This is a genomic window from Actinomadura atramentaria DSM 43919 (genome assembly GCF_000381885.1).
In the GTDB taxonomy this organism is placed as follows: domain Bacteria; phylum Actinomycetota; class Actinomycetes; order Streptosporangiales; family Streptosporangiaceae; genus Spirillospora; species Spirillospora atramentaria.
This window is the reverse complement of record NZ_KB907209.1, coordinates 545342-567199: the sequence shown is the minus strand read 5'-3', so window position 1 is coordinate 567199 and position 21858 is coordinate 545342. Positions and strand designations below refer to the sequence as shown.

Genomic DNA, 21858 nt, shown 5'->3' with positions numbered 1-21858 from the left:
AAGTCAATCGGTTATGCCGGTATATGGGAAACGCCCGCGCGGCCCGGAAAAGGCCGATGCCCGCGCGGACGGCGCCTCCCACCCCTGGGGTGCCGTTCGCGCGGGCATCACCTTCGGTGCCGCCAACCGCCCGGGGTCTCGCGCGCCGAGGAGGATCCGACGAGTTCCGAGCCGGTTGCCGAACTGGTTCCCAGTCTGCCGGTGCGGTGTTCACTGGGGGCTACATCGAGATGACGTTCACGTTTCCAGTTCGGGCCGCGCGACTCGCTCCGGCGGCGGCCACGTGCGCCAGATCACGACGAGCGCGCAGTCGTCGTCGCGCTCGGCCGCCATCCGCTCCACGAGTTCCCGCGCGCCCTTGCGGAACCCCTCGGGGACGAGCCGCTCCGCCTGGCCCAGCAGGTTCTCGATGCCCTGGTCCAGGTCGGTGCCGGGCGTCTCGACCAGGCCGTCGGTGTAGAGGAGCAGCGCGTCGCCCGGCATGAGCGTCCCGGTGTCGGCGACGCAGTCCATCTCCGGCACGACGCCGAGCACGACGCCCTTGGCCGGGCTGACCTGCCACTGCCCGCTGCTCGCGTCGAACTGCACGGCGGGCGGGTGCCCGGCCGACTCGACGGTGTACGCGCCGGTCGCCAGGTCGATCTCGACGTGGACGGCGGTGACGAACCCCTCGTCCCAGCGCTGCCGGTGCAGGTAGCGGTTGCAGGCGGGCAGGAAGCCCTCCCGCTGGACCGATCCAAGAAGTCCGCCGAACGCGCCCGACAGCATGAGCGCCCGTGTCCCCGCGTCGGTGCCCTTGCCCGACACGTCGACCAGCGCGACCTCCAGCCGGTCGTCCTCGCGCACCGACACCACGAAGTCGCCGCCGAACGACGACCCGCCCGCCTGGAGCAGGACGACCTGCGCGTCCCAGCCCGGCGGCAGGTCGGGCAGCTCGCCCTGGCGGCGCAGCCGGTCGCGCAGCTCCAGCAGCATCGAGTCGCCGCGCAGGCCCTGCACGCCGAGCTGCTGGCGCGTCCGGGCCAGGGTCAGCGCGAGCAGCGCGCTGATGACGATCGTCGCGATCAGGCCGACGCCGAGGCCGCGCCCGTCGTCCCACGCCGCGTACGCGTTGAACCCGATGATCCCGGCGACCACCACGAGCAGCGCGACGACCGTCCGGATCTTCAGCAGCAGCCCGCCGCCGAGGACGATGAGCACCAGCGCGCCCGACGTCGCCCGCGACCGCGAGTCGCCGCCGAGGCCGATCACCAGCGCAAGCAGCGCCAGCGCGACGAAGACGTACCGCTCGCGGGTCAGCTTGCCCTGCCGCATCCACCGGTACAGGCGCACGAGCACCGGCATCCGGCGCAGGAACGCGCGGGCCCGGAGCGGAAGAAGGCGCACCAGTCGTTGCAGCATGACGCTAGGACCATACCGAGCATCCGGCGCCCACGGTGGGGTTCCACCGCCGCGATCACCCTGCGCGACGGGACGGTCATCGCGGGTGCGACCGTCCCGGAACCGCCGCCGCGCGCGGGCTGCGGCCGGGACCGGACACACGGCGGCCCCGTGCCGCGCGGACGCGGGACGGGGCCGGTTCCGGTCAGTCCTCGGCGGGCAGCGGGGGCAGTTCGCCCGTGTCCTCGTACTCCGCGAGCATCGTGATGCGGCGCGTGTGGCGCGGCTCGTCGGAGTACGGCGTGGCCAGGAACAGCTCGACGAACCGGGTCGCGTCGGCGAGGTCGTGCTGCCGCGCGCCGAGGCTGATGACGTTCGCGTCGTTGTGCTCGCGGGCCAGCGTCGCGGTCGCGTCGCTCCACACCAGCGCGGCCCGGACGCCCTTGACCTTGTTCGCCGCGATGGCCTCGCCGTTGCCCGAACCGCCGATCACGATGCCGAGCGTGCCCGGCTCGGCGGCGACGCGCTCGGCGGCGCGCAGCACGAACGGCGGGTAGTCGTCCACCGCGTCGTACTGCAGGGCCCCGCAGTCCACGGCCTCGTGCCCGTTCTCCTTGAGCCAGGAGAGCAGGTGCTCCTTCAGCTCGAAGCCGGCATGGTCGCATCCCAGAAACACGCGCATGCGGAGATTGTCGCAGGTGTCGCGGTGCCCCCGGTCCCCGGGTCAGGCGTCGCGGCGGTCGGCGCGGGTGACCTCGTCGTCGTCCGGTCCGGGTGCCTCGCCCGGCTCGTCCGACGCGTCCCGTGCGTCCTGGTTCGACGGCTCGGACGGCTTGGACGGCGTCGGCCGCTCCGGCTCGTGGCCCGGCGGCTCGGGCGGCTGCTGGCCCTGACTCGACGGCTCGCCCGGCTGTCCCGGCGGCGGAGGCGGCTGCTGACCCGGCGGGGGCGGCGGCTGCCGGCCGTACGGACCGGGCTGCTGCCCCGGCGGCGGGGGCGGCTGCGGCGCGCCCCAGCCGCCCGGCTGCGCGGCGTAGGGCTGCGGCGCGTACGGCTGCGGCGGCGCGGGTTGCGGCACGGGTTGTGGCACGGGCTGCTGGGGCGGCCCCCAGCCGACCGGCGGCCCCTGCGCCCCCGCGGGCGGCGTGTACGGGACTCCGGCGGGATGCCCCGGCGCGAGCGGCGCGCCCGGCCCCGCCGCGCCCGCCTTGCCCCGGCCCGCGAAGTAGGCCAGCACCGCGACCGCCCCGCCGAGCCAGCCGTAGACGATCGCGAACCCGAGCCCGCTCTCCATGACGGTCCACAGCATGCGGTACTGGGTGCTGCCGTACCCGCCCGAACTCGCGATGACCGCGCCGCCCTTGACGAACCCGCCGACCGCGCAGCCGACGAGCGCCGCCCACCACGCGCCCGCGAACGCGCCGAACGCGCCCCGGCGCGGGTCGAGCGAGCGCGCCGCGCCCGTCGCCAGCAGCAGCGTCAGCCCGAGCGCGAGCAGCGTGCCGAGCAGGTCGAGGACGAGGTAGTCCGCGGGCGGCTGGTGCCCCCGCCCGAACCCCCAGTCGAGGAACGACAGCCACATGACGGGCGTCAGGATCGACTCGTCGGCGTGGACGTGCGTGAACAGCCACGTCCGGACCCACGGGTTGCCGAACACGACGAACAGCACCAGCAGCGGCGCGACCGCGCCCAGTCCGACGAGGAACGCGCGCGGCCGCGCCTCGGCGCCGCGCGGAGGAGGGCCGGGCGGCTGCGGCGGACCGGGCGGGGGGCCGGGCGGCGGGCTGAACGTCATGGCGGCGTAGCGTAACCCGCCCGCCGCCGCGCCGGTAGCCCCGTCCGGCCGCCCGTTTCAGGCCGGGTAGCGGAACCCGGGATCGACCTGCTCCTCGAGGTTCGCGCCGACCGCGCGGTTCGCCCAGGACCGCGCGTTCTTGATGTGGAAGTCCACGGCCTGCTGGAAGTACGCGTCCCAGTCCTTGGCGCGGGCGTCCACGGCGGCGAGCATCGCGTCGAGGGCGGCGGCGTTGGCGTCCTCCAGGGCGACCCCGGCGCGGCCCTGCTCGAACGCGCGGACGGCGGCGGACTGCCCGACCCACGCCAGCAGGTCGTCCCCGACGTGGTCGCGCAGGTAGGCGACGTCGTCGTCGTTCTGGACCTTGTTGCCGACGACCTTGATGGCGACGTCGAAGTCCCGCGCGTACTCGGTGTACTGCCGGTAGACGCCGACGCCCTTCCGGGTGGGCTCGGCGACCAGGAACATCAGGTCGAACCGGGTGAACAGTCCGGACGCGAACGTGTCGGCCCCGGCGGTCATGTCCACGACGACGTACTCGCCGGGCCCGTCCACGAGGTGGTTCAGGTACAGCTCGACCGCGCCGGTCTTGGAGTGGTAGCAGGCGACGCCCAGGTCCTCGTCGCTGAACGGACCGGTGGCCAGCAGCGTGACGCCGTCCACCTCCTGCCCGAGCGCGTGGACCGGGTCGTCGCCGCGGGGCCGCAGCAGCCGCGAGCCCGCACCGGGCGGCGTCGTCTTGACCATCGCGGCGGCGGACGCGATGCGCGGGTTGTCGCCGCGCAGCCACTCCTTGATCTCGGTCAGCCGCTCGCCGAGCGCGGGGACCTTGGCGGCGCGGTCGTCGTCGAGGCCGAGCGCGACGCCGAGGTGCTGGTTGATGTCGGCGTCCACGGCGACGACCGGCAGCCCCCGCGCCGCCAGGTGCCGGACGAACAGCGACGACAGCGTGGTCTTGCCGCTGCCGCCCTTGCCCACGAACGCGATTTTCACGGTATGCCCCCGATTCGGATATGAAAACCATTGCCACTACGGACCGTGAGTTTCCCGAACCCCGCGCGACGGGGCAAGCCGAATCGTCGAGAACCGGCCGGAGTGTTGCCGACCTCTCACCCGCGGGACCGGGACGCGCCGGGCGGACCGCCCCTCAACGGGCGGCGCTCAACGGGCGGCGGCCGCCGGGTCGAACCCGAACGGCAGCTCCAGCCGGTGGGCGCGCAGCAGCTCGTCGTCCGCGAGCAGGTCCAGCGTGGGTGCGTCGGCCGCGATGACGCCGCCGGACAGGATCAGCGAGCGCGGGCACAGCTCCGCCGCGTACGGCAGGTCGTGGGTGACCATCAGGACCGTCACGTCGAGGCCGAGCAGGATCTCGGCCAGCTCGCGGCGGCCCGCCGGGTCCAGGTTGGACGACGGCTCGTCCAGCACCAGGATCTCCGGCTCCATCGCCAGCACGGTCGCGACGGCGACGCGGCGGCGCTGCCCGAAGCTGAGGTGCTGCGGCGGCCGGTCCGCGACGTGCCCCATCCCGACGCGGTCGAGCGCGGCCGCGACGCGCCGGTCCAGCTCGGCCCCGGCGATCCCGAGGTTGGCGGGCCCGAACGCGACGTCCTCCCGGACGGTCGGCATGAAGAGCTGGTCGTCGGGGTCCTGGAAGACGATCCCGACGCGGCGGCGGATCTCCCGCAGCGCCTTCTTGTCCTTGGGGTCGACGCGCAGCCCGCCGACGTCCACGGTGCCGAGGCCGCCGTGCAGGATGCCGTTCAGATGCAGGACCAGCGTCGTCTTGCCCGCCCCGTTCGGGCCGAGCAGCGCGACGCGCTCGCCGCGCCCGATCGTGACGTCCACCCCGTACAGGGCCTGGGTGCCGTCGGGGTAGGCGTAGGCGAGTCCGCTGACCCGCAGCGACGGGACGGATTCAGACGTGGTCACGGCACCATCCAAGCAGCGGCCGCCAGCAGCGCCGCGACCGCGGGCAGGACGGCGGCCGCCGACCACTGCGCGGCGGTCGCCCCGACGTCGGCGGTCGCGGGCATCCGCCCGGCGTAGCCCCGGCTGACCATCGCGAGGTGGACGCGCTCGCCCCGCTCGTACGAGCGCAGGAACAGCGCCCCGAGCGACCGCGCCAGCACGCGCGTGGCGCGCAGGTCGCGCGCCTCGAACCCGCGCGCCGCCCGCGCCGTCCTCATCCGCGCCAGTTCGGCCGACACCACGTCGGTGTAGCGCAGCATGAACGCGGCGATCTGCGTGAGGAGCTGCGGCGCGCGCAACCGTTCGATGCCGAGCAGCAGGACGCGCGGCTCCGTCGTCGAGGCGAGCAGGATCGACGCGACGACGCCGAGCGTGCCCTTGGCGAGGATGTTCCACGCGCCCCACAGCCCGTCCTCGCTCACCCGGACGCCGAGCACGGCGATCCGCTCGCCCTCGGCGATGAACGGCAGCAGGAAAGCGAACGCGACGAACGGGACCTCGATGACGACGCGGCGCAGCACGAGCCCCGCCGGAATCCGCGCGACCGCCGCGACGACCGCGAGCAGCACCGCGTACCCGGCGAACGCCCACACGCGCTCGCGCGGCGTCGCGACGACGGCCAGGACGAACAGCAGGACGGCGACGAGCTTGCACTGCGGCGGCAGCCGGTGGATCGGCGACGCGCCCGCGACGTAGAGCCGGTGGGCGTGCCCGGCTCCCACCTACGCGTCCTTCGCCGGCACGGGCGCCGGCACGGGCGCGGGCCGCCGCCGGACGGCCCAGAACACGCCGCCGCCGAGCACCAGCACGACGCCGACGCCGATGACCCCGGCGAGCCCGCCGGACAGCCGCCCGTCCCCGACGCCCTTGACGCCGTAGTCCGCGAGCGGCGAGTCCTTCATCGTGTGGGACTTCTCCTTGGCCGCGATGCCCTTGTCCGCGGCGACCTTCTCCAGCCCGTCCGGGCTGGAGCTGGCGTAGTAGCTGACGATCCCGGCCAGGACGAGCGAGACCAGCAGGAAGACGGCGAAGAAGCGCTTGGTTCTCACGGTGGCTCCTCTCAGCGCGCGGCGGGCGCGGGCTCGGTGCGCAGTTCGAGCGGCGCGGCCAGCCCGCGCGCGCCGTAGACGAGGTCGGGCCGGATCGCCAGGACGCTGGACACGGTGACGGCGGTGATCAGCGCCTCGCCGATCCCGATGAGGACGTGGACGCCGATCATCGCGGTCGCGACCTTGCCGATGGAGACGTCCGTCGTCCCGCCGAGCGCGTAGATCAGCGTGAACACGACGGCGGCGGCGGGCACGGACACGACCGCGCCGACGAAGGACGCGGCGGCGGCCGACGCGCGCGACCGGGGCAGCACGCGGATCAGCAGGCGGAACAGCCCGTACCCGACGACGACGGTCACCAGCGCCATGTTGACGATGTTGACGCCGAGCGCGGTGATGCCCCCGTCCGCGAACACGAGTCCCTGGACGAGCAGCACCACCGACACGCACAGCACCCCGGTGTACGGCCCGACGAGGATCGCCGCGAGCGTCCCGCCGAGCAGGTGCCCGCTGGTGCCGCCCGCGACGGGGAAGTTGAGCATCTGGGCGGCGAAGATGAACGCCGCGGTCAGCCCGGCGAGGGGCGCCGTCCGGTCGTCGAGTTCGCGGCGGGCGCCGCGCAGCGCGAGCGCGACGCCCGCCGCGGCGACGACGCCCGCCCCGACGGACACCGGAGCGTTGATGAACCCATCCGGTACATGCACACCCATCACCGTCCTGGCAGATCGTTCCAATTACGCCCAGTTTGACGGCATCCAGTATGCACATGCAAGACAGTTGCAACTGCCCCTCAGGGGCAGGTGAATGTCACTCGAAGATCGGGTCGCGGGTGCGGGAGCGCTTCAGCTCGAAGAACCCGTCCGTCTCCGACACCGCGAGCACGCCGTCCCACAGCTTCGCCGCCGCCTCGCCGCGCGGCGCGGGCGACACGACCGGACCGAAGAACGCGTTCTCCCCCACGGCGATCACCGGGGTGCCGACCTCCTGGCCGACGCGGTCGATCCCGTCGGCGTGCGAGGCGCGCACCGCGTCGTCGTACTCGGTGGACTCGGCGGCGTCGGCCAGCGCCGGGTCGAGCCCGGCGGCCTCCAGCGCGGCCTCGAACATCTCCCGGCCGAAGTCGGCCCGCTCCAGGTGGCGGCGCGTGCCCAGCTCGGTGTAGAGGCGGCCGAGCACCTCCGGCCCGTGCTTCTGCTCCGCGGCGACGCAGATCCGCACCGGCCCCCAGCCCTCCTTGATCATCTTCTTGTACGCCTCGGGGACGTCCTTGTCCTCGTTGAGCACCGAGAGGCTCATCACGTGCCAGCGCACGTCGATCGGCCGCAGCTTCTCGACCTCCAACATCCAGCGGGACGTCATCCACGCCCACGGGCACAGCGGGTCGAACCAGAAGTCCACCTGCGTACGGTCGTCCTGCGTCACGGGAACCCTCCTTCGGGCCGGGAAAGCGAGATGTCACCGCTCAACGCCAACCGGGCGGCCGCCGCCGCCATTCCCGCGCGGACCCGGCGGCATCCCCGGTGCGGACCCCGGCCGGTTGGTAGATATGAGGGGACCAGGAAGCACGAATCAAGGAGAGCATGTGGCAGGCAACCTCACGCGCGACGAGGCGCGGGAACGCGCCCGGCTGCTCACCGTCGGGTCCTACGCGGTGGAGTTGGACCTCACGGCGGGCGAGGAGCGGTTCGGTTCCACGACCGTGATCCGGTTCGCCTGCGCGGAGCCCGGCGCGGACAGCTTCGTCGACCTGCACGACGCGGTGGTGCGCGAGGCGACGCTGAACGGCCGCCCGATCGACCCGGCCCGCTACGACGCCGCCAAGGGCCGGCTCCCCCTGGACGACCTCCGGGAGGACAACGAGCTGCGCGTCGCCGCCGACATCCTCTACTCGCGGTCCGGCGAGGGCCTGCACCGCTTCGTCGACCCGGTGGACGGCGGCGTCTACCTCTACACCCAGTTCGAGACCGCCGACGCGCACCGCATGTTCACGTGCTTCGACCAGCCCGACCTGAAGGCGACGTTCGAGCTGACCGTCACCGCCCCGGCCGACTGGCAGGTCGTCACGAACGAGGCCGCCGACTCCTCAGGCGACGGCCGCTGGCACTTCGCGCCGACGCCGAAGATCTCGACGTACATCACCGCGCTCGTCGCGGGCCCGTACCACGCCGTCACCGGCGAGTACCGCCGCCCCGACGGCACCGCCATCCCGCTCGGCGTCTACTGCCGCGCGTCGCTGGCCGAGCACCTGGACGCCGACGCGATCCTCGACGTCACCCGGCAGGGCTTCGCTTTCTTCGAGAAGGTCTTCGACCGGCCGTACCCGTTCGCCAAGTACGACCAGCTCTTCGTGCCCGAGTTCAACGCGGGCGCGATGGAGAACGCGGGCTGCGTGACGTACCTGGAGGACTACGTCTTCCGCTCCCGCGTCACCGACGCCGCCTACGAGCGCCGCGCCGAGACGATCCTGCACGAGATGGCGCACATGTGGTTCGGCGACCTCGTCACCATGCGCTGGTGGGACGACCTGTGGCTCAACGAGTCGTTCGCCACCTACATGAGCGTCCTCTGCCAGGCCGAGGCCACCCGGTGGACCAACTCCTGGACGACGTTCGCCAACGTCGAGAAGGCGTGGGCGTACCGGCAGGACCAGCTCCCGTCCACCCACCCCATCGCGGCGGACATCCCCGACATCCGGGCCGTCGAGGTGAACTTCGACGGGATCACCTACGCCAAGGGCGCGAGCGTCCTCAAGCAGCTCGTCGCCTACGTCGGGCGGGACAACTTCCTGGAGGGCGTCCGGCGCTACTTCCAGCGGCACGCGTGGGGCAACACCGTCCTGGCGGACCTGCTGGACGCGCTGGAGGAGACGTCCGGGCGCGACCTGGCGTCCTGGTCGAAGGAGTGGCTGGAGACGGCGGGCGCGAACACGCTGCGCCCGTCCTACGAGGTCGACGCGGACGGGAACTTCACCTCGTTCTCCGTCGTCCAGGAGGCCAAGCCGGACTACCCGACGCTGCGCTCGCACCGCGTCGCGGTCGGCCTGTACGACCGCACGCCGGACGGCATCGTGCGGCGGCACCGCGTCGAGCTGGACGTCGTCGGGGCCCGCACCGACGTGCCCGAGCTGGTCGGCGAGAAGCGCGCCGACCTGGTCCTGGTCAACGACGACGACCTGACCTACGCCAAGGTCCGGCTGGACGAGCACTCGCTGCGCACGCTCGTCGAGGGCATCGGCGACATCCGCGACGGCCTGCCGCGCGCGCTGTGCTGGTCGGCGGCGTGGGACATGACGCGCGACGCCGAGATGGCCACCCGCGACTACGTCAAGCTGGTGGTCAGCGGCATCCGGGGCGTCACCGACGTCGCGGTCGCGCAGACGCTGCTGCGCCAGGCGCGCACCGCCGTCCAGCAGTACGCCGCGCCGGAGTGGCGCGCCGAGGGGCTGCGGCTGCTCGCCGACGCGCTGTACGACCTGGCCCGCGACGCCGAGCCCGGGTCGGACTTCCAGCTCCTCTACACCCAGGCGTTCACCGGCGTCGCGACGGGCGACGAGCACCTGGACTGGATCGCGGCGCTGCTGGACGGCTCCGCGGCGCTGCCCGGCCTGACCGTCGACACCGACCTGCGCTGGGGCCTGCTGCGCCGCCTGGTCGGCGCGGGCCGCGCCGGGGAGGCCGAGATCGACGCCGAGCTGACCCGCGACCCGACCGCCGCGGGCGAGCGGCAGGCGGCGGGGGCCCGCGCGCAGATCCCGACCGCCGAGGCCAAGGCCGCGGCGTGGGCGGCCGTCACCGGCGGGAAGCTGCCGAACGCGGTGTTCCGCGCGACGATCGCCGGGTTCGTCGACCCCGACCACACCGACCTGCTGGAGCCGTACGCCGAGCGGTACTTCGCCGAGGTCGGCCGGATCTGGAACGAGTGGACCAGCGACACCTCGCAGACGTTCGCCGAGGTGGCGTACCCGTTCCTGGTGATCGACCAGTCCACGCTGGACCGCACGGACGCCTACCTGGCGGCGGAGAACCCGCCGCCCGCGCTCGTCCGGCTGCTGTCGGAGGGCCGCGACGGCGTGGTCCGCGCGCTGCGCGCCCGGGAGCGGGACGCCGCCGCGTCCTGATCCGGCCGTGTCGTCCCGTGCGCCGGGACCCGCCGCTTCCATCCCTGGAAGCATGGGGTTCCGGCGCGCGGGACGCCGGACTCGGGGAGGACCGGAAATCGTGGAGACGGCACGCGACGTGCTGCGGGCGCTGGCCCGGCGGCACGCCTTCGGCGACCTGGAGGCGCTGACCGGCGGCGATCCGGCGGTGGCGGCGCTGTGCGCGTTCGGGCAGCGCGTCCTGGACCTGGACGCCGAGGACTTCGGGATGCCCGAGGCCGTGGGCGACGTCCCCCGCGACCTGCTCGACCGGGCGCGCGCGTCCCGGATGCCGCAGACGCCGCGTGAGCGGCCGCGCGGCGCGCTGGCCAGCCTGCGGCCCGCGTACGCGCTGCTGCTGGAGGTCGTGGAGATCCGCTGGCGGCGGCGGGAGATGGCCGCGCTCGTCGCCGCCGTCCACATCGCCAGCGAGTACCTGCCGCTGCTGGCGTGGGAGCCGGTGCTCGGCCACGCGGGCGACCCGGCGCTGATCGGCGGCGCGGTGACGGGCGCGGAGAGCCGGTTCGGCGTGCCGATCGAGCCGGGGACGCCCCGGCGGTGCGACCACACGCGGCCGGAGCGGTCGGCGTGCGAGCGGACGCTGCGCGTCGCCGCCGAACCGCCGTCCGGCTGGCGCGCGTACCTGGACCGGCAGCACAGCCAGGTCGCCGCGGCGCTCGGCGAGTGCGCCGCCCGCTGCCGGACGCCGTGCAGCGTCATGACCCGGCTGGACGAGCCCGTCCGCGCGGACCTGACGGCCCGCGCGCGGCTCGCCGCCGACTTCGCGGACACCGCGATCGTCCGGCTCCGGCACGCCGCGCCGGTCGGGCACGGGTTCGGCGTGCCGTCGCCGGAGGAGGTCGAGACGGCGTGGGGTCGCGCGCTGGCGTCGCTGCGGCACCGGCCGCTCGCGGCGGCGGCGCTGGCGGACGCGGACGGCGACGGGTTCCCGCTGCCGGGGCTGCCCGCGCTGTTCTCCGCCGTCGCCGCCGCCCCGATCGCCGCCGACACGCTGCTGCACGAGGTCGGCGACCGGCTCGTCCGCGCCCTCGGCTGACCGCCTACCGCTCCCAGATCGGCGGGGTCCGGCCGATCCACGGCCGGGCCTCCTCCAGTTGCGCGGACAGCGCGATCAGGTCGCCCTCGCCGCCGACGCGGCCCGCGAGCATGACGCCGATGGGCAGGCCGCCGTCCGTCCAGTGCAGCGGCACGTTCACCGCGGGCTGCCCGGACACGTTGTAGACGGACGTGAAGGGCGTGAACATCGTCTGCCGCCGGAAGTTCTCCGCGGGCTCGCACCCGTGGAAGTGCCCGATCTCGGCGGGCGGCTGCGCCAGCGTCGGGTGCAGGATCGCGTCGAACTCGTTGAGCCCCGGCAGCACGGCGCGCAGCGCGGACTGGAACGCGGTGAGCGCGTCCAGCAGCTCCGACGCCGACGTCCCCGCGCCGGTCTCCCGCAGCCACCGCGTGAGCGGCTGAAGCTTCCCCTCCTGCGCGGGATCGACGGGCGTGCGCGTCGCCATCGCCGCCCACAGCTTCTCGAACTGCGGGACCAGGTCGTCGCCGAGCGTCAACGGCAGGTCCACGACCTCGTGGCCGAGGCTCTCCAGCAGTTCGCTCGCCTCTTCGTAGGCGGCGAGGCAGTCGGGGTGGACGACCGCGTCCGGCACGAACGGGACGGCGCTGCGGGCGATCCGCATCCGGTCCGGCCGCCGCTCGGCGTGGCCGAGGAACGTCTCGCCGGGCGCGAGCGGCGGGGCCAGGTACAGGTCGCCGGGGAACGACGCCGCCATGACGTCCAGGAGCAGCGCCGCGTCCCGGACGGTCCGCGCGATCGGCCCGTTGGTGGACAGCCCGAACAGGTCCGGGACGATCGGGCCGGACGAGACCCGGCCGCGCGTCGGCTTGATCCCGAACAGCCCGCACACGCTGCTCGGGATGCGGATCGAGCCGCCGCCGTCGCTGCCCTGCGCGGCCGGGGCGAGGCCCGCCGCGACGGCCGCGGCCGCGCCGCCGCTCGACCCGCCCGCCGAGCGGGCGAGGTCCCACGGCGTCCGCGCCGGGGCGGACACGCCGTTTTCGGTGTAACAGGGCAGACCGAATTCGGGGGTGTTGGTCTTACCGAGAAGGACAGAACCCGCTTCCCTCAGCAGGACGACGACATTGTCGTCCACGAAACCGGTCAGACCCGCATATACCTCCGAGCCGAGGGTCACCCGGACGTCCTTGACCATGTTGAGGTCCTTGATCGGGACCGGCACGCCGAGCAGCGGCGGCAGCGCGGCCGGGTCGGCGGCGTCCAGCACCGCCTTCTCCGCCGCCGCGGCCTGCGCCCGCGCGATCTCGGGCGTGACCGTCACATACGCCCCGACCTGGTCGTTCAACCGGTCGATCCGGTCCAGGTAGTGGTCGGTCGCCTCGACGGGCGACACCTCGCGGGAGCGGATCGCCTCGGCGAGCCGCAGGACCGTCAGATCATGGAGTTGCGTCACACGGCCCGACGGTAGACGCCCCACCGCCCGTCCTCCAAGGAGCGCCGGGGACGCGGCGAGGGGTGAGGGCGCCCTTACCCCCGGCAGGGATGTGCGAATCGCGCGAAGACGGCGACAAAACTCTGCACCCGGCGCGGCTAGTCGCCGCCCCTCGAAACTGATTACTCTGCGCTCGGAGAATCATGTTTCCGGTGCGGAAGGAACACGGAGCGTCACCCATGTCGATCAGGGAACGCAGCGACACCCATCAGGACGTAGGCATTCCGCCCGAGGACGAAACTCTCGACGACCGGGTCCCCGACGCCGCCCGCGACACGGAACCCCCGGCGCCCCCGCCGGAGGACGCCCCCCGGCGGCCGCGCACCTACGGCGAGCTCGTCGGCGACCCGCAGGTGCGCCGCTGGATGCAGCGCGCCGCCGTGGCCGTCGCCGTCGCCGTCGTCGGCTCGGTGGTGCTCGGGGTGCGCCTCGGCGTGACGCTGGGCGCGCTGTACGTCGTCTACGACGTCGTCCGGCGCGCGCGGCGCGGCACCAGCAGCGTCGCGGCGTGGCAGAAGTCGTCCGCCGTCGAGCGCAAGACCGAGAAGCAGCTCAAGGCCCTCGAACGCAACGGCTACCGGGTACTGCACGCCCGCGCCGTCCCGCGCGACGACGAGGGCGTCAGCGACGGCCGCATCGACCACCTGGTGATCGGCCCGAGCGGCGTGTACGCGATCGACTCCGAGAAGTGGGACCGGCGGCTGCCGGTGCGGACGATGTCCCACCGCAAGCTGTTCCACGGCCCCTTCAACAAGAAGGACCGCCTCGACGAGGCCCGCTGGGAGGCCGAGCAGGCCAGCAGGACCATCAGCGCGCAGGTCGGGTTCGAGGTGCCGGTCCAGCCGTCCGTGGCGATCTACGGCCCGTCCATCCCGTGGAAGGTGATGCGCGTCCGCGACGTGGACGTCTACTCGGGCACCCGCGCGCGCGGGTACCTGCGCCGCCGCCCCACGATCCTCACCGAGGCCGACGTCCAGCGCATCTACTCGGCCGCCGAGAACTCCCTGCCCCCGAAGTACCCCGAAGGCCCCTGAACCGCGGAACGATCGAGGGGGAAGGCCGGTCTCCGGCCTTCCCCCTCGTCGCGTCCCCGGCCGCGCGGCCGGCGTCCGCGCGCGGCGAGTAGACTCGGGAGACGGTCGGCCGGTCCGCACGACCTCCGCGACACCGGCGGCAGCGCCGCGATCCGCCGCTGCGACCGCCCTGCTTCGGGCCGCCCCAGGACGGCCCTCACACCGCCCGCGACGGGGTTCGGGACGTCGTCGCGGCATACCGAAGGTTGGAGAGGTCCATGCCCCCGCTCAGGTCACGTACGGTCACGCACGGCAGGAACATGGTGGGCGCGCGCGCCCTCATGCGGGCCAGCGGCGTCGCCGGGGAGGACTTCGGGAAGCCCATCGTGGCGGTGGCGAACAGCTTCACGCAGTTCGTCCCGGGCCACGTCCACCTGCGCGAGGTCGGCGACGTGGTGGCGGGGGCCGTCAAGGAGGCGGGCGGTGTCCCCCGCGAGTTCAACACGATCGCGGTGGACGACGGCATCGCGATGGGCCACGACGGGATGCTGTACTCGCTGCCGTCCCGCGAGCTGATCGCCGACGCCGTCGAGTACATGGTCAACGCGCACCAGGCCGACGCCCTGGTCTGCGTCTCCAACTGCGACAAGATCACGCCGGGGATGCTGCTGGCCGCGCTGCGGCTCAACATCCCGACGGTGTTCGTGTCCGGCGGGCCGATGGAGGCGGGCAAGCCCGTCGAGGGCGTCGCGGGCGGCAACAAGCTCGACCTCATCGACCCGATGATCGCGGCGGCGAACGAGTCCATCAGCGACGCCAAGCTCGCCGAGATGGAGGAGGCCGCCTGCCCGACCTGCGGCTCCTGCTCGGGCATGTTCACCGCCAACTCCATGAACTGCCTCACCGAGGCGATCGGCCTCGCGCTGCCCGGCAACGGCACGACGCTCGCCACGCACACCGCGCGCCGCCGCCTCTACGAGGACGCGGGCCGCACGGTGGTGGAGATCGCGAAGCGGTACTACGAGGACGACGACTCGTCCGTCCTCCCGCTGAACATCGCCACCAAGGAGGCGTTCGAGAACGCGATGGTGCTGGACATCGCGATGGGCGGCTCCACGAACACGATCCTGCACCTGCTCGCGGCGGCGTTCGAGGGACGGGTCGACTTCGGGCTCAAGGAGATCGACGAGCTGTCCCGGCGCGTCCCGTGCGTCTGCAAGCTCGCCCCCGCGACCGGCAAGTACCACGTCGAGGACTGCCACCGCGCGGGCGGCATCCCGGCGCTGCTCGGCGAGCTGGACCGGGCGGGCCTGCTGCACCGCACGACGGCGTCCGTCCACTCGTCGTCGCTGACCGAGTTCCTCGCCAAGTGGGACGTGCGGTCGCCGGACGTCCTGCCCGAGGCGGTCGAGCTGTTCCACGCGGCGCCCGGCGGCGTCCGCACCACGTCGGCGTTCAGCCAGAGCGCGCGCTGGGAGGAACTGGACCTCGACCGCGTGAACGGCTGCATCCGCGACGTCGAGCACGCCTACACCCGCGACGGCGGCCTGGCAGTGCTGCGCGGCAACCTCGCCGAGGACGGCGCGATCGTCAAGACGGCCGGGGTCGAGGAAGAACTGTGGCGCTTCGCGGGCCCGGCGGTGGTCTTCGAGAGCCAGGACGACGCCGTGCAGGGCATCCTCGGCGGCGCGGTCAAGGAGGGCGACGTCGTCGTCATCCGCTACGAGGGCCCGAAGGGCGGCCCGGGCATGCAGGAGATGCTGTACCCGACGAGCTTCCTCAAGGGCCGCGGCCTGGGGAAGGCGTGCGCGCTGATCACCGACGGGCGGTTCTCCGGCGGGACGAGCGGCCTGTCGATCGGGCACGCGTCCCCGGAGGCGGCGGGCGGCGGCGTCATCGCGCTGGTCGAGGACGGCGACCGCATCGTCATCGACATCCCCGAGCGGCGGCTGGACCTCGACGTCCCGGCCGCCGAGCTGGAGGCCCGACGCGCCCGGCTGCTGGACGAGCTGGGCCGCTACCGGCCCCGCGACCGCCAGCGCACGGTCAGCGCCGCGCTGCAGGCGTACGCGGCGCTGGCGACGTCCGCGTCGACCGGCGCGGCGCGCGACGTGACGCTGCTCGACGGCCGCTGAGAACGCGACGCGCGAGGCCCCGTCCCCGGTTCCGGGGGCGGGGCCTTTCGCGTTCCATTACCCGCGAGGTCATCGCCTCGCTTCCCCCGGACGGAACAGACTGGGCACGTCGGAACGAACCGGCACCGATCCTGGAGGTTAGAAATGCCCGCTTACGCGATGGCCCAGCTCCGTCCCGTCCCGCCGCTCGCCGAGGGCGTCTTCGCCTACATCGAGCGCATCCAGGAGACGATGGACCCGTTCGGCGGCCGGTTCCTCGTCCACGGCGCGGACATCGAGCCGCTGGACGGCTCGTTCGAGGGAGCGATCGTGGTGATCGAGTTCCCGGACCTGGCCGCCGCCCGCGCCTGGTACGCGTCGGACGCCTACCAGGCGATCCTCCCGCTGCGCACCGACAACATCCCCGGCAGCGCGTTCCTGGTGGACGGCGTCGGCCCCGACTACGACCCGCGGCGGACGGCCGCCCGGATGCGCGCCGCGCAGGCCGCCGCGCTCAGCGCGTGACGCGGGCGCCGGTCAACCGCAGCAGCCACCGCCGCAGCAGCCCCCGCCCCCGGCGGGCGGGACGGCCGGTCCGGCCGCTCCCCCGGTCACGGCGACCGTCGACAGCAGCTTGACGGTGTCGTCGTGGCCGGCCGGGCAGGGGGCGGGCGCGGACGCCTCGCTCATCGGGCGCGACACCTCGAACGTCGATCCGCAGGAGCGGCAGCGGAAGTCATAGCGTGGCATGACCCGATTATCGCAACCGCGAGCGCCCGGGCGAGCCGTCCGGCACCGGCGATGCGGCCGGGACGCGCACTCGCGGTCCTTAGCTCCGCGAAAATTCATCGCCTTCGTCGAATGCGGAGAGCGGCTTTGGAGCGGGCGCGGGAATGACCGGGCGGACACCGTTGCGCGCCCTCTGCGGGACCGATAGCGTGCGCGGAAATCTAGACGGTTCCCGGTCGCGTGAACCGCCGTCGGGAGTGGCCATGAAAGCAGTGAGCGGGCTCGGCGCCGTCCTCCTGACGACCGCGGCGGCGGTGGTCGCGGCGGTCGGCCCGGCGGACGCGGCTCCGACCGACGCGCTGGCCTCGGCCGTCCAGGACATCGTCGCCGCGAACGGCGGCGGCGCGATCGGCATGGTCCGCGACGGCGCGACCGAGCGCACGGCCGCCGCCGGGCTGGGCGACCTGTACCGCGGCGTCAGGGCCGACCCCGCCGCGCAGTTCCGCATCGGCAGCAACACCAAGGTGTTCGCTTCAACGGTCCTGCTGCAACTGGAGGCCGAGGGAAAGCTGTCGCTGGACGACACGGTCGCCAAATGGCTGCCGGGCGCGCTGCACGGCACCAACGACGGCGCCAAGGTCACGATCCGCCAGCTCCTCAACCACACCAGCGGCGTCTACGACTACATGACCGACCCGCTCACGCTGCTCACCTACGGCGTGAACGTCTTCCCGGACCTGAAGTACACGCCGCAGCAGATCGTCGACATCGCGAACCGGACCGCGCCCTACTCGCCGCCCGGCAAGGAATGGCACTACGCCAACACGAACTACATTCTCGCGGGAATGGTCATCCGGGCGGTCACCGGCCACGACCCGTCGGTGGAGATCAAGAACCGAATCCTCACGCCTCTGGGCCTGACCCGCACCTACATGCCCGACGGCGCGTCAAAACTTTCCGGCAACCATTTGCACGGCTACGGATACGTCCTCGACGTGACCACGTCGAACACCTCTCTGACGGGCACCGCCGGCGCGGCCGTCTCCACCCTCGCCGACCAGGCGACGTTCCAACGCGCCCTGCTGACGGGAAAACTGCTCCCGAAGAAGCAGATGCAGGAACTGGAGACCACGGTCCCCGCAGGAGCGGAGGGAACGGAATACGGCCTGGGGCTGGTCCGCTCGAAAACCGCGTGCGGCACCGTCTGGTCCCACGAGGGCGCGGTCCTCGGCTACCTGGCCCTCTGGATGTCCGACGAATCCGGCCAGCACCAGGTACTCATGGCCAGCAACGTCTTCCCGGGCCCCAACACCAACGCCATCCGAGACGCAGGCACAAAGGCCTTCTGCGCAACAGAACAACCCTGATGCCCAACCAGCCGTGTCGCCCGACCCTCGTAGAAAAAGACGGCGACCACAGCGGGACCGCCAAAGCGAGCGCACCGAGCAAGAAGACCCGCAACGAACAGCAACCACGAGGGGCCTACACCCGAGCAAAGGACGGAAACCCCAGGGGTTACCGGCGGGCGCAGGGCCACGAGCCCGGGGGTGTCCACCCGAACAAGGACGGGAACCACCGGGGGTCCCCGGCGGGCGCACGGCCACGAGCCCCGGGGGTCTATGCCCGAGCAGGACGGGAACCACGGGGGGTGCCCCGCGCGCGCACGGCCGCGAGCGCTAGCGAGTGGCCGGGCGCGCGCAGCGCGAAGGGTCGCACCGCAGCGGAGCGAGGATGCGGCGCTTCGCGCCGCGGGGGGTGTGGGGGGTCGCCCCCCCCCCACAATGTCACGCCGCGGGTTCTCTCACATAAGCCGCCCACTCCGGATCCCCATCATTGATCACCCCGATCAACCGCCAGTGCGCCCCGCGCGGCACGCACGGCGTGACGGCCAGCGTCCACCCGAGTTCTTCGAGGAGCCGGTCCGCCTTGTTGTGGTTGCAGGTCATGCAGGACGCGACGCAGTTCTCCCACACGTGCTGCCCGCCCCGGCTGCGGGGCTGGACGTGGTCGATGGTCTCGGCGCGGCGGCCGCAGTAGACGCACCGGTAGTTGTCGCGGCGCATGAGCGCGGCGCGGGTGAGCGGGACGCGGCTGCGGTAGGGAATCCGGACGTAGCGCCGCAGCCGGATCACGGAGGGGACGTCCACCCGCGTGGACGAGGAGTGCAGGACCGCGCCGGAGGAGTCCTTGTGGACGATCTCGGCCTTCTCCCGCAGGAGCAGGCAGACGGCGCGGCGCAGCGGCAGTGTCGTGAGCGGTTCGTACGTCGCGTTGAGGAGGAGGACCTGGTGCCGCATCACGCGTCCCCCGCCGGTCCGGCGCTGGTTCTCGCCCCGGCGGGCGCGCGTCCGCGCGCGTGCCGCCGAGGCTCGCATATCTCCGGTACTCGCACACCCGCCATTGAGGACCTCCCCAGGGCGAACCGACCTGAAATCAGTGTGGCCTCAGAGGGAGGTCGTTCGCTACCCCATATCTCCCCCGGTGCCCGCCGGTCCGAACCCGGGTTCCCGGCGGGCCACATGGTTGTCGCCGTCCGGTGTCATCGGGGCGGCGGCTGCCGCCAGGTGACCCGGCCGCCGATGCGGACGGTGCCGGTGGCGCCGCGCGGGACGCGTGCGACGAGCCGTCCGGTGCGGTGCGCGCCCGCAGCGAGCGCGCCGTATCCGCAGCGCACGCCGGTCTTGCGGGCGGCGCAGCCGGGTGTGACGGCGACGACGGCGAGCCGGGGCCGGAGCCGGTGGACGACGGCGAGGTCCCCGACGGCGCGCGGCCCGGTGTTGCGGACGGTCCACGTCCACGCGATGGTGCGCCCGTCGTGCGCGACTTCCGCGCGCGAGTAGGCGAGCGTGACGGCCGCCGCGCGGCGCGGCGCGGCGCGCACCGGTGCGGCGGTGGTGAACGCGCAGGCCAGCGCGCCGGTGAGCGCGACGGCCCGGGTGGTCGCCCGGTTCATGGCCCCTCCTCGGATCAAGATCATTTCTAGCGGAGCGGGCCGGCCGGCGGGCGGCGACACGTCGGGGCGGGCGCGCCGGACGCGGCCCGGCGGCCGGTGAATACAGTGCAGTTCATGAGCCGACCGACATATCCGCCCGCGCGGCGGGAGGACCTCGTCGACGAGATCCACGGGCGCCGCGTGCCCGACCCGTACCGCTGGCTGGAGCGCCGCGACACCGACGAGACCCGCACGTGGCTCGCCGCGCAGGACGCGCTGTTCCGGGAGACGGTCGGCGGCGTCCCCGCGCGCGACCGGCTGCGCGCGCGGCTGGCCGAGCTGCTGTCGGCGGGCCACGTCGGCGGGCCGGTGTGGCGCGGCGGGCGCCGGTTCTTCACCCGCCGCGACCCGGGCCAGGAGCACGCGGTGCTGTGCGTCGCCGACCCGGGCGCGGACGTGCGCGTGCTCGTCGACCCGATGGCCCTGGACCCGGCGGGCACCACGACGCTCGACGGCTGGCAGCCCGACAAGGAGGGCCGCCTGCTCGCGTACAAGATCTCGCGGGGCGGTGACGAGGAGTCGCTGCTGTACGTCATGGACGTCGCGACCGGCGAGCGCGTCGAGGGCCCGATCGACCGCGCCCGGTACTCGTCGGTGGCGTGGCTGCCGGGCGGCGCGGCGTACTACTACGCGCGCCGCCTGCCGCCGGAGAAGGTCCCGGACGGCGAGGAGCAGTACCACCGCCGCGTCTACCTGCACCGGGTCGGCGCGGACCCGGCCGACGACGTCGAGGTCTTCGGCGACGGCCGGGACAAGACGAACTACTACGGCGTCGGGGTGAGCCGCGACGGCCGCTGGCTGACGGTGTCGGCGTCGCGGGGCACGGCCCCGCGCAACGACCTGTGGATAGCGGACTTGTCCGCGTCCCCGCCGGAGCGCCCCGAGCTGCGCGCCGTGCAGGAGGGCGTGGACGCCGAGACGGGCCTGTACGTCGGGCGGGACGGCCGCGCGTACGTCTTCACCGACCGGGACGCCCCGCGCTCGCGGCTGTGCGTGACCGACCCGGCCGACCCGCGCCCGGAGACGTGGCGCGACCTCGTCCCGGAGGACCCCGAGGCCGTCCTGACGGACTTCGCGATCCTCGACGACCTGGACCGGCCCGTCCTGCTCGCCGCGTGGACGCGGCACGCGATCAGCGAGATCACCGTCCACGACCTGGCGACCGGCGAGCGGACCGGGACCGTTCCGACGCCGGGCCTGGGCTCGATCGGCGGCCTCGGCGAGCGCCCGGAGGGCGGGCACGAGGCGTGGTTCGCCTACACCGACAACACGACGCCGACGGTCGTCCTGCGCTACGACGCGCGGACCGGGGAGACGACGACGTGGGCGACGCCGCCCGGCGCGGTCGAGGTCCCGGACGTCGAGACGCGCCAGGTCGTCTACACCTCGCGGGACGGCACCGAGGTGCGGATGCTCGTCATGGCGCGGCCGGGCTCGTCCGGGCCGCGCCCGACGATCCTCTACGGCTACGGCGGCTTCAACGTCCCGCTCACGCCGGGCTACTCCGCGAGCGTGCTGGCGTGGGTCGAGATGGGCGGCGTGTACGCCATCGCGAACCTGCGCGGCGGATCAGAAGAGGGCGAAGAGTGGCACCGCGCCGGAATGCGCGAGCACAAGCAGAACGTGTTCGACGACTTCCACGCGGCGGCGGAGGCGCTGATCAGCGGCGGCTGGACGACGTCCGACAGGCTCGCGATCTCCGGCGGCTCCAACGGCGGCCTGCTCGTCGGCGCGGCGCTCACCCAGCGGCCGGAGCTGTACCGGGCCGTGGTGTGCTCCGCGCCGCTGCTCGACATGGTGCGCTACGAGCGGTTCGGCCTCGGCCAGACGTGGAACGACGAGTACGGCACCGCCGACGACCCCGAGGAACTCGGCTGGCTGCTGTCCTACTCCCCCTACCACCGCGTCCGCGCGGGGACGGCCTACCCGGCGGTCCTGTTCACGGTGTTCGACGGCGACACCCGCGTCGATCCGCTGCACGCCCGCAAGATGTGCGCGGCGCTCCAGCACGCGACGGCGTCGGACGCGCCCGTCCTGCTGCGCAGCGAGGAGGAGGTCGGGCACGCGGGGCGGTCGGTGAGCCGGTCGGTGGACCTGATGACGGACACGCTGTCGTTCCTGGCGTCGCAGACGGGCCTGCTCTGACGTGGGG

At 73.4% G+C, this 21858-nt stretch carries 20 protein-coding genes; 7 read left to right on the top strand and 13 right to left on the bottom strand.

Annotation, left to right across the window (positions count from 1 at the left end):
• Positions 1-237: 237 nt before the first annotated feature.
• From G339_RS32815 to G339_RS0106560, 9 genes are all read right to left on the bottom strand, one after another.
• Positions 238-1401, bottom strand: a complete 1164-nt coding sequence (locus G339_RS32815) for a PP2C family protein-serine/threonine phosphatase (RefSeq protein ID WP_084693131.1) — start codon at positions 1399-1401, stop codon at positions 238-240.
• A 184-nt stretch (positions 1402-1585) separates the two neighbouring features.
• Complete coding sequence (locus tag G339_RS0106595) at positions 1586-2062, bottom strand: ribose-5-phosphate isomerase (protein WP_019630284.1); 477 nt, start codon at positions 2060-2062, stop codon at positions 1586-1588.
• 42 nt (positions 2063-2104) lie between these two features.
• Complete coding sequence (locus tag G339_RS0106590; RefSeq protein ID WP_026341208.1) at positions 2105-3175, bottom strand: hypothetical protein; 1071 nt, start codon at positions 3173-3175, stop codon at positions 2105-2107.
• Between the two features lie 57 nt (positions 3176-3232).
• A complete protein-coding gene (locus G339_RS0106585) occupies positions 3233-4168 on the bottom strand; it encodes an ATP-binding protein (protein WP_026341207.1) in 936 nt (311 codons plus the stop codon).
• Positions 4169-4336: 168 nt separating this feature from the next.
• Positions 4337-5104: an energy-coupling factor ABC transporter ATP-binding protein gene (locus tag G339_RS0106580; protein WP_019630282.1), complete on the bottom strand. Its 768-nt coding sequence runs from the start codon at positions 5102-5104 to the stop codon at positions 4337-4339.
• Complete coding sequence (cbiQ, locus tag G339_RS0106575; protein WP_019630281.1) at positions 5101-5865, bottom strand: cobalt ECF transporter T component CbiQ; 765 nt, start codon at positions 5863-5865, stop codon at positions 5101-5103. Before cbiQ ends, G339_RS0106580 begins: the two co-directional genes overlap by 4 nt.
• Positions 5866-6192, bottom strand: coding sequence for a PDGLE domain-containing protein (locus G339_RS39750; RefSeq protein WP_026341206.1), 327 nt, complete (start codon positions 6190-6192; stop codon positions 5866-5868).
• 11 nt (positions 6193-6203) lie between these two features.
• Positions 6204-6896, bottom strand: a complete 693-nt coding sequence (locus G339_RS0106565; protein WP_026341205.1) for an energy-coupling factor ABC transporter permease — start codon at positions 6894-6896, stop codon at positions 6204-6206.
• A gap of 103 nt (positions 6897-6999) precedes the next feature.
• Positions 7000-7614, bottom strand: a complete 615-nt coding sequence (locus tag G339_RS0106560) for a mycothiol-dependent nitroreductase Rv2466c family protein (RefSeq protein ID WP_019630280.1) — start codon at positions 7612-7614, stop codon at positions 7000-7002.
• A 160-nt stretch (positions 7615-7774) separates the two neighbouring features.
• Between G339_RS0106560 and pepN the strand changes: the two genes are divergently transcribed.
• Together pepN and G339_RS0106550 are read left to right on the top strand one after the other, a co-directional pair.
• The gene (gene pepN / locus G339_RS0106555; protein WP_019630279.1) at positions 7775-10309 is read left to right on the top strand and encodes an aminopeptidase N; all 2535 of its coding nucleotides are present in this window, start codon (positions 7775-7777) and stop codon (positions 10307-10309) included.
• Positions 10310-10409: 100 nt separating this feature from the next.
• Positions 10410-11384, top strand: a complete 975-nt coding sequence (locus G339_RS0106550; RefSeq protein WP_019630278.1) for a hypothetical protein — start codon at positions 10410-10412, stop codon at positions 11382-11384.
• A 4-nt stretch (positions 11385-11388) separates the two neighbouring features.
• Here the strand turns inward: G339_RS0106550 and G339_RS0106545 are convergent, their stop codons facing one another.
• Positions 11389-12819 carry an amidase gene (locus G339_RS0106545; protein ID WP_019630277.1) on the bottom strand — a complete coding sequence of 477 codons (1431 nt, stop codon included), beginning with the start codon at positions 12817-12819 and terminating at the stop codon, positions 11389-11391.
• Positions 12820-13037: 218 nt separating this feature from the next.
• Between G339_RS0106545 and G339_RS0106540 the strand changes: the two genes are divergently transcribed.
• The 3 genes from G339_RS0106540 (at position 13038) to G339_RS0106530 (ending at position 16510) form a co-directional block, all read left to right on the top strand.
• Positions 13038-13892: a nuclease-related domain-containing protein gene (locus tag G339_RS0106540; RefSeq protein ID WP_019630276.1), complete on the top strand. Its 855-nt coding sequence runs from the start codon at positions 13038-13040 to the stop codon at positions 13890-13892.
• 257 nt (positions 13893-14149) lie between these two features.
• A complete protein-coding gene (gene ilvD / locus G339_RS0106535) occupies positions 14150-16006 on the top strand; it encodes a dihydroxy-acid dehydratase (RefSeq protein WP_026341204.1) in 1857 nt (618 codons plus the stop codon).
• 144 nt (positions 16007-16150) lie between these two features.
• Positions 16151-16510 carry a DUF1330 domain-containing protein gene (locus G339_RS0106530; RefSeq protein ID WP_019630274.1) on the top strand — a complete coding sequence of 120 codons (360 nt, stop codon included), beginning with the start codon at positions 16151-16153 and terminating at the stop codon, positions 16508-16510.
• Positions 16511-16522: 12 nt separating this feature from the next.
• On the opposite strand, the gene G339_RS0106525 is transcribed toward G339_RS0106530, so the two are convergent.
• On the bottom strand, positions 16523-16735 hold the full coding sequence (locus G339_RS0106525) for an FmdB family zinc ribbon protein (RefSeq protein ID WP_026341203.1): 213 nt from the start codon (positions 16733-16735) through the stop codon (positions 16523-16525).
• A 242-nt stretch (positions 16736-16977) separates the two neighbouring features.
• Here G339_RS0106525 and G339_RS0106520 point away from each other — a divergent pair, with 242 nt between their 5' ends.
• Positions 16978-18081, top strand: a complete 1104-nt coding sequence (locus tag G339_RS0106520) for a serine hydrolase domain-containing protein (RefSeq protein WP_033322350.1) — start codon at positions 16978-16980, stop codon at positions 18079-18081.
• Positions 18082-18498: 417 nt separating this feature from the next.
• Here the strand turns inward: G339_RS0106520 and G339_RS0106515 are convergent, their stop codons facing one another.
• Both G339_RS0106515 and G339_RS0106510 read right to left on the bottom strand, forming a co-directional pair.
• Positions 18499-19011 (bottom strand): HNH endonuclease, encoded by a 513-nt coding sequence (locus tag G339_RS0106515; RefSeq protein ID WP_019630271.1) that lies wholly within the window; start codon positions 19009-19011, stop codon positions 18499-18501.
• 242 nt (positions 19012-19253) lie between these two features.
• A complete protein-coding gene (locus G339_RS0106510) occupies positions 19254-19667 on the bottom strand; it encodes a DUF11 domain-containing protein (protein ID WP_019630270.1) in 414 nt (137 codons plus the stop codon).
• A 114-nt stretch (positions 19668-19781) separates the two neighbouring features.
• Here G339_RS0106510 and G339_RS0106505 point away from each other — a divergent pair, with 114 nt between their 5' ends.
• Positions 19782-21851, top strand: a complete 2070-nt coding sequence (locus G339_RS0106505) for a prolyl oligopeptidase family serine peptidase (RefSeq protein WP_026341201.1) — start codon at positions 19782-19784, stop codon at positions 21849-21851.
• The last annotated feature ends 7 nt before the right edge of the window (positions 21852-21858 follow it).

Coding starts and splice junctions, on each gene's coding strand:
- G339_RS0106520 (WP_033322350.1), top strand. CDS start 16,978: ATGAAAGCAGTGAGCGGGCTCGGCGCCGTCCTCCTGACGACCGCGGCG.
- G339_RS0106540 (WP_019630276.1), top strand. CDS start 13,038: ATGTCGATCAGGGAACGCAGCGACACCCATCAGGACGTAGGCATTCCG.
- G339_RS0106510 (WP_019630270.1), bottom strand. CDS start 19,667: ATGAACCGGGCGACCACCCGGGCCGTCGCGCTCACCGGCGCGCTGGCC.
- G339_RS0106595 (WP_019630284.1), bottom strand. CDS start 2,062: ATGCGCGTGTTTCTGGGATGCGACCATGCCGGCTTCGAGCTGAAGGAG.
- ilvD (WP_026341204.1), top strand. CDS start 14,150: ATGCCCCCGCTCAGGTCACGTACGGTCACGCACGGCAGGAACATGGTG.
- G339_RS0106515 (WP_019630271.1), bottom strand. CDS start 19,011: ATGCGGCACCAGGTCCTCCTCCTCAACGCGACGTACGAACCGCTCACG.
- G339_RS0106525 (WP_026341203.1), bottom strand. CDS start 16,735: ATGCCACGCTATGACTTCCGCTGCCGCTCCTGCGGATCGACGTTCGAG.
- G339_RS0106530 (WP_019630274.1), top strand. CDS start 16,151: ATGCCCGCTTACGCGATGGCCCAGCTCCGTCCCGTCCCGCCGCTCGCC.
- G339_RS0106590 (WP_026341208.1), bottom strand. CDS start 3,175: ATGACGTTCAGCCCGCCGCCCGGCCCCCCGCCCGGTCCGCCGCAGCCG.
- G339_RS0106505 (WP_026341201.1), top strand. CDS start 19,782: ATGAGCCGACCGACATATCCGCCCGCGCGGCGGGAGGACCTCGTCGAC.
- G339_RS32815 (WP_084693131.1), bottom strand. CDS start 1,401: ATGCTGCAACGACTGGTGCGCCTTCTTCCGCTCCGGGCCCGCGCGTTC.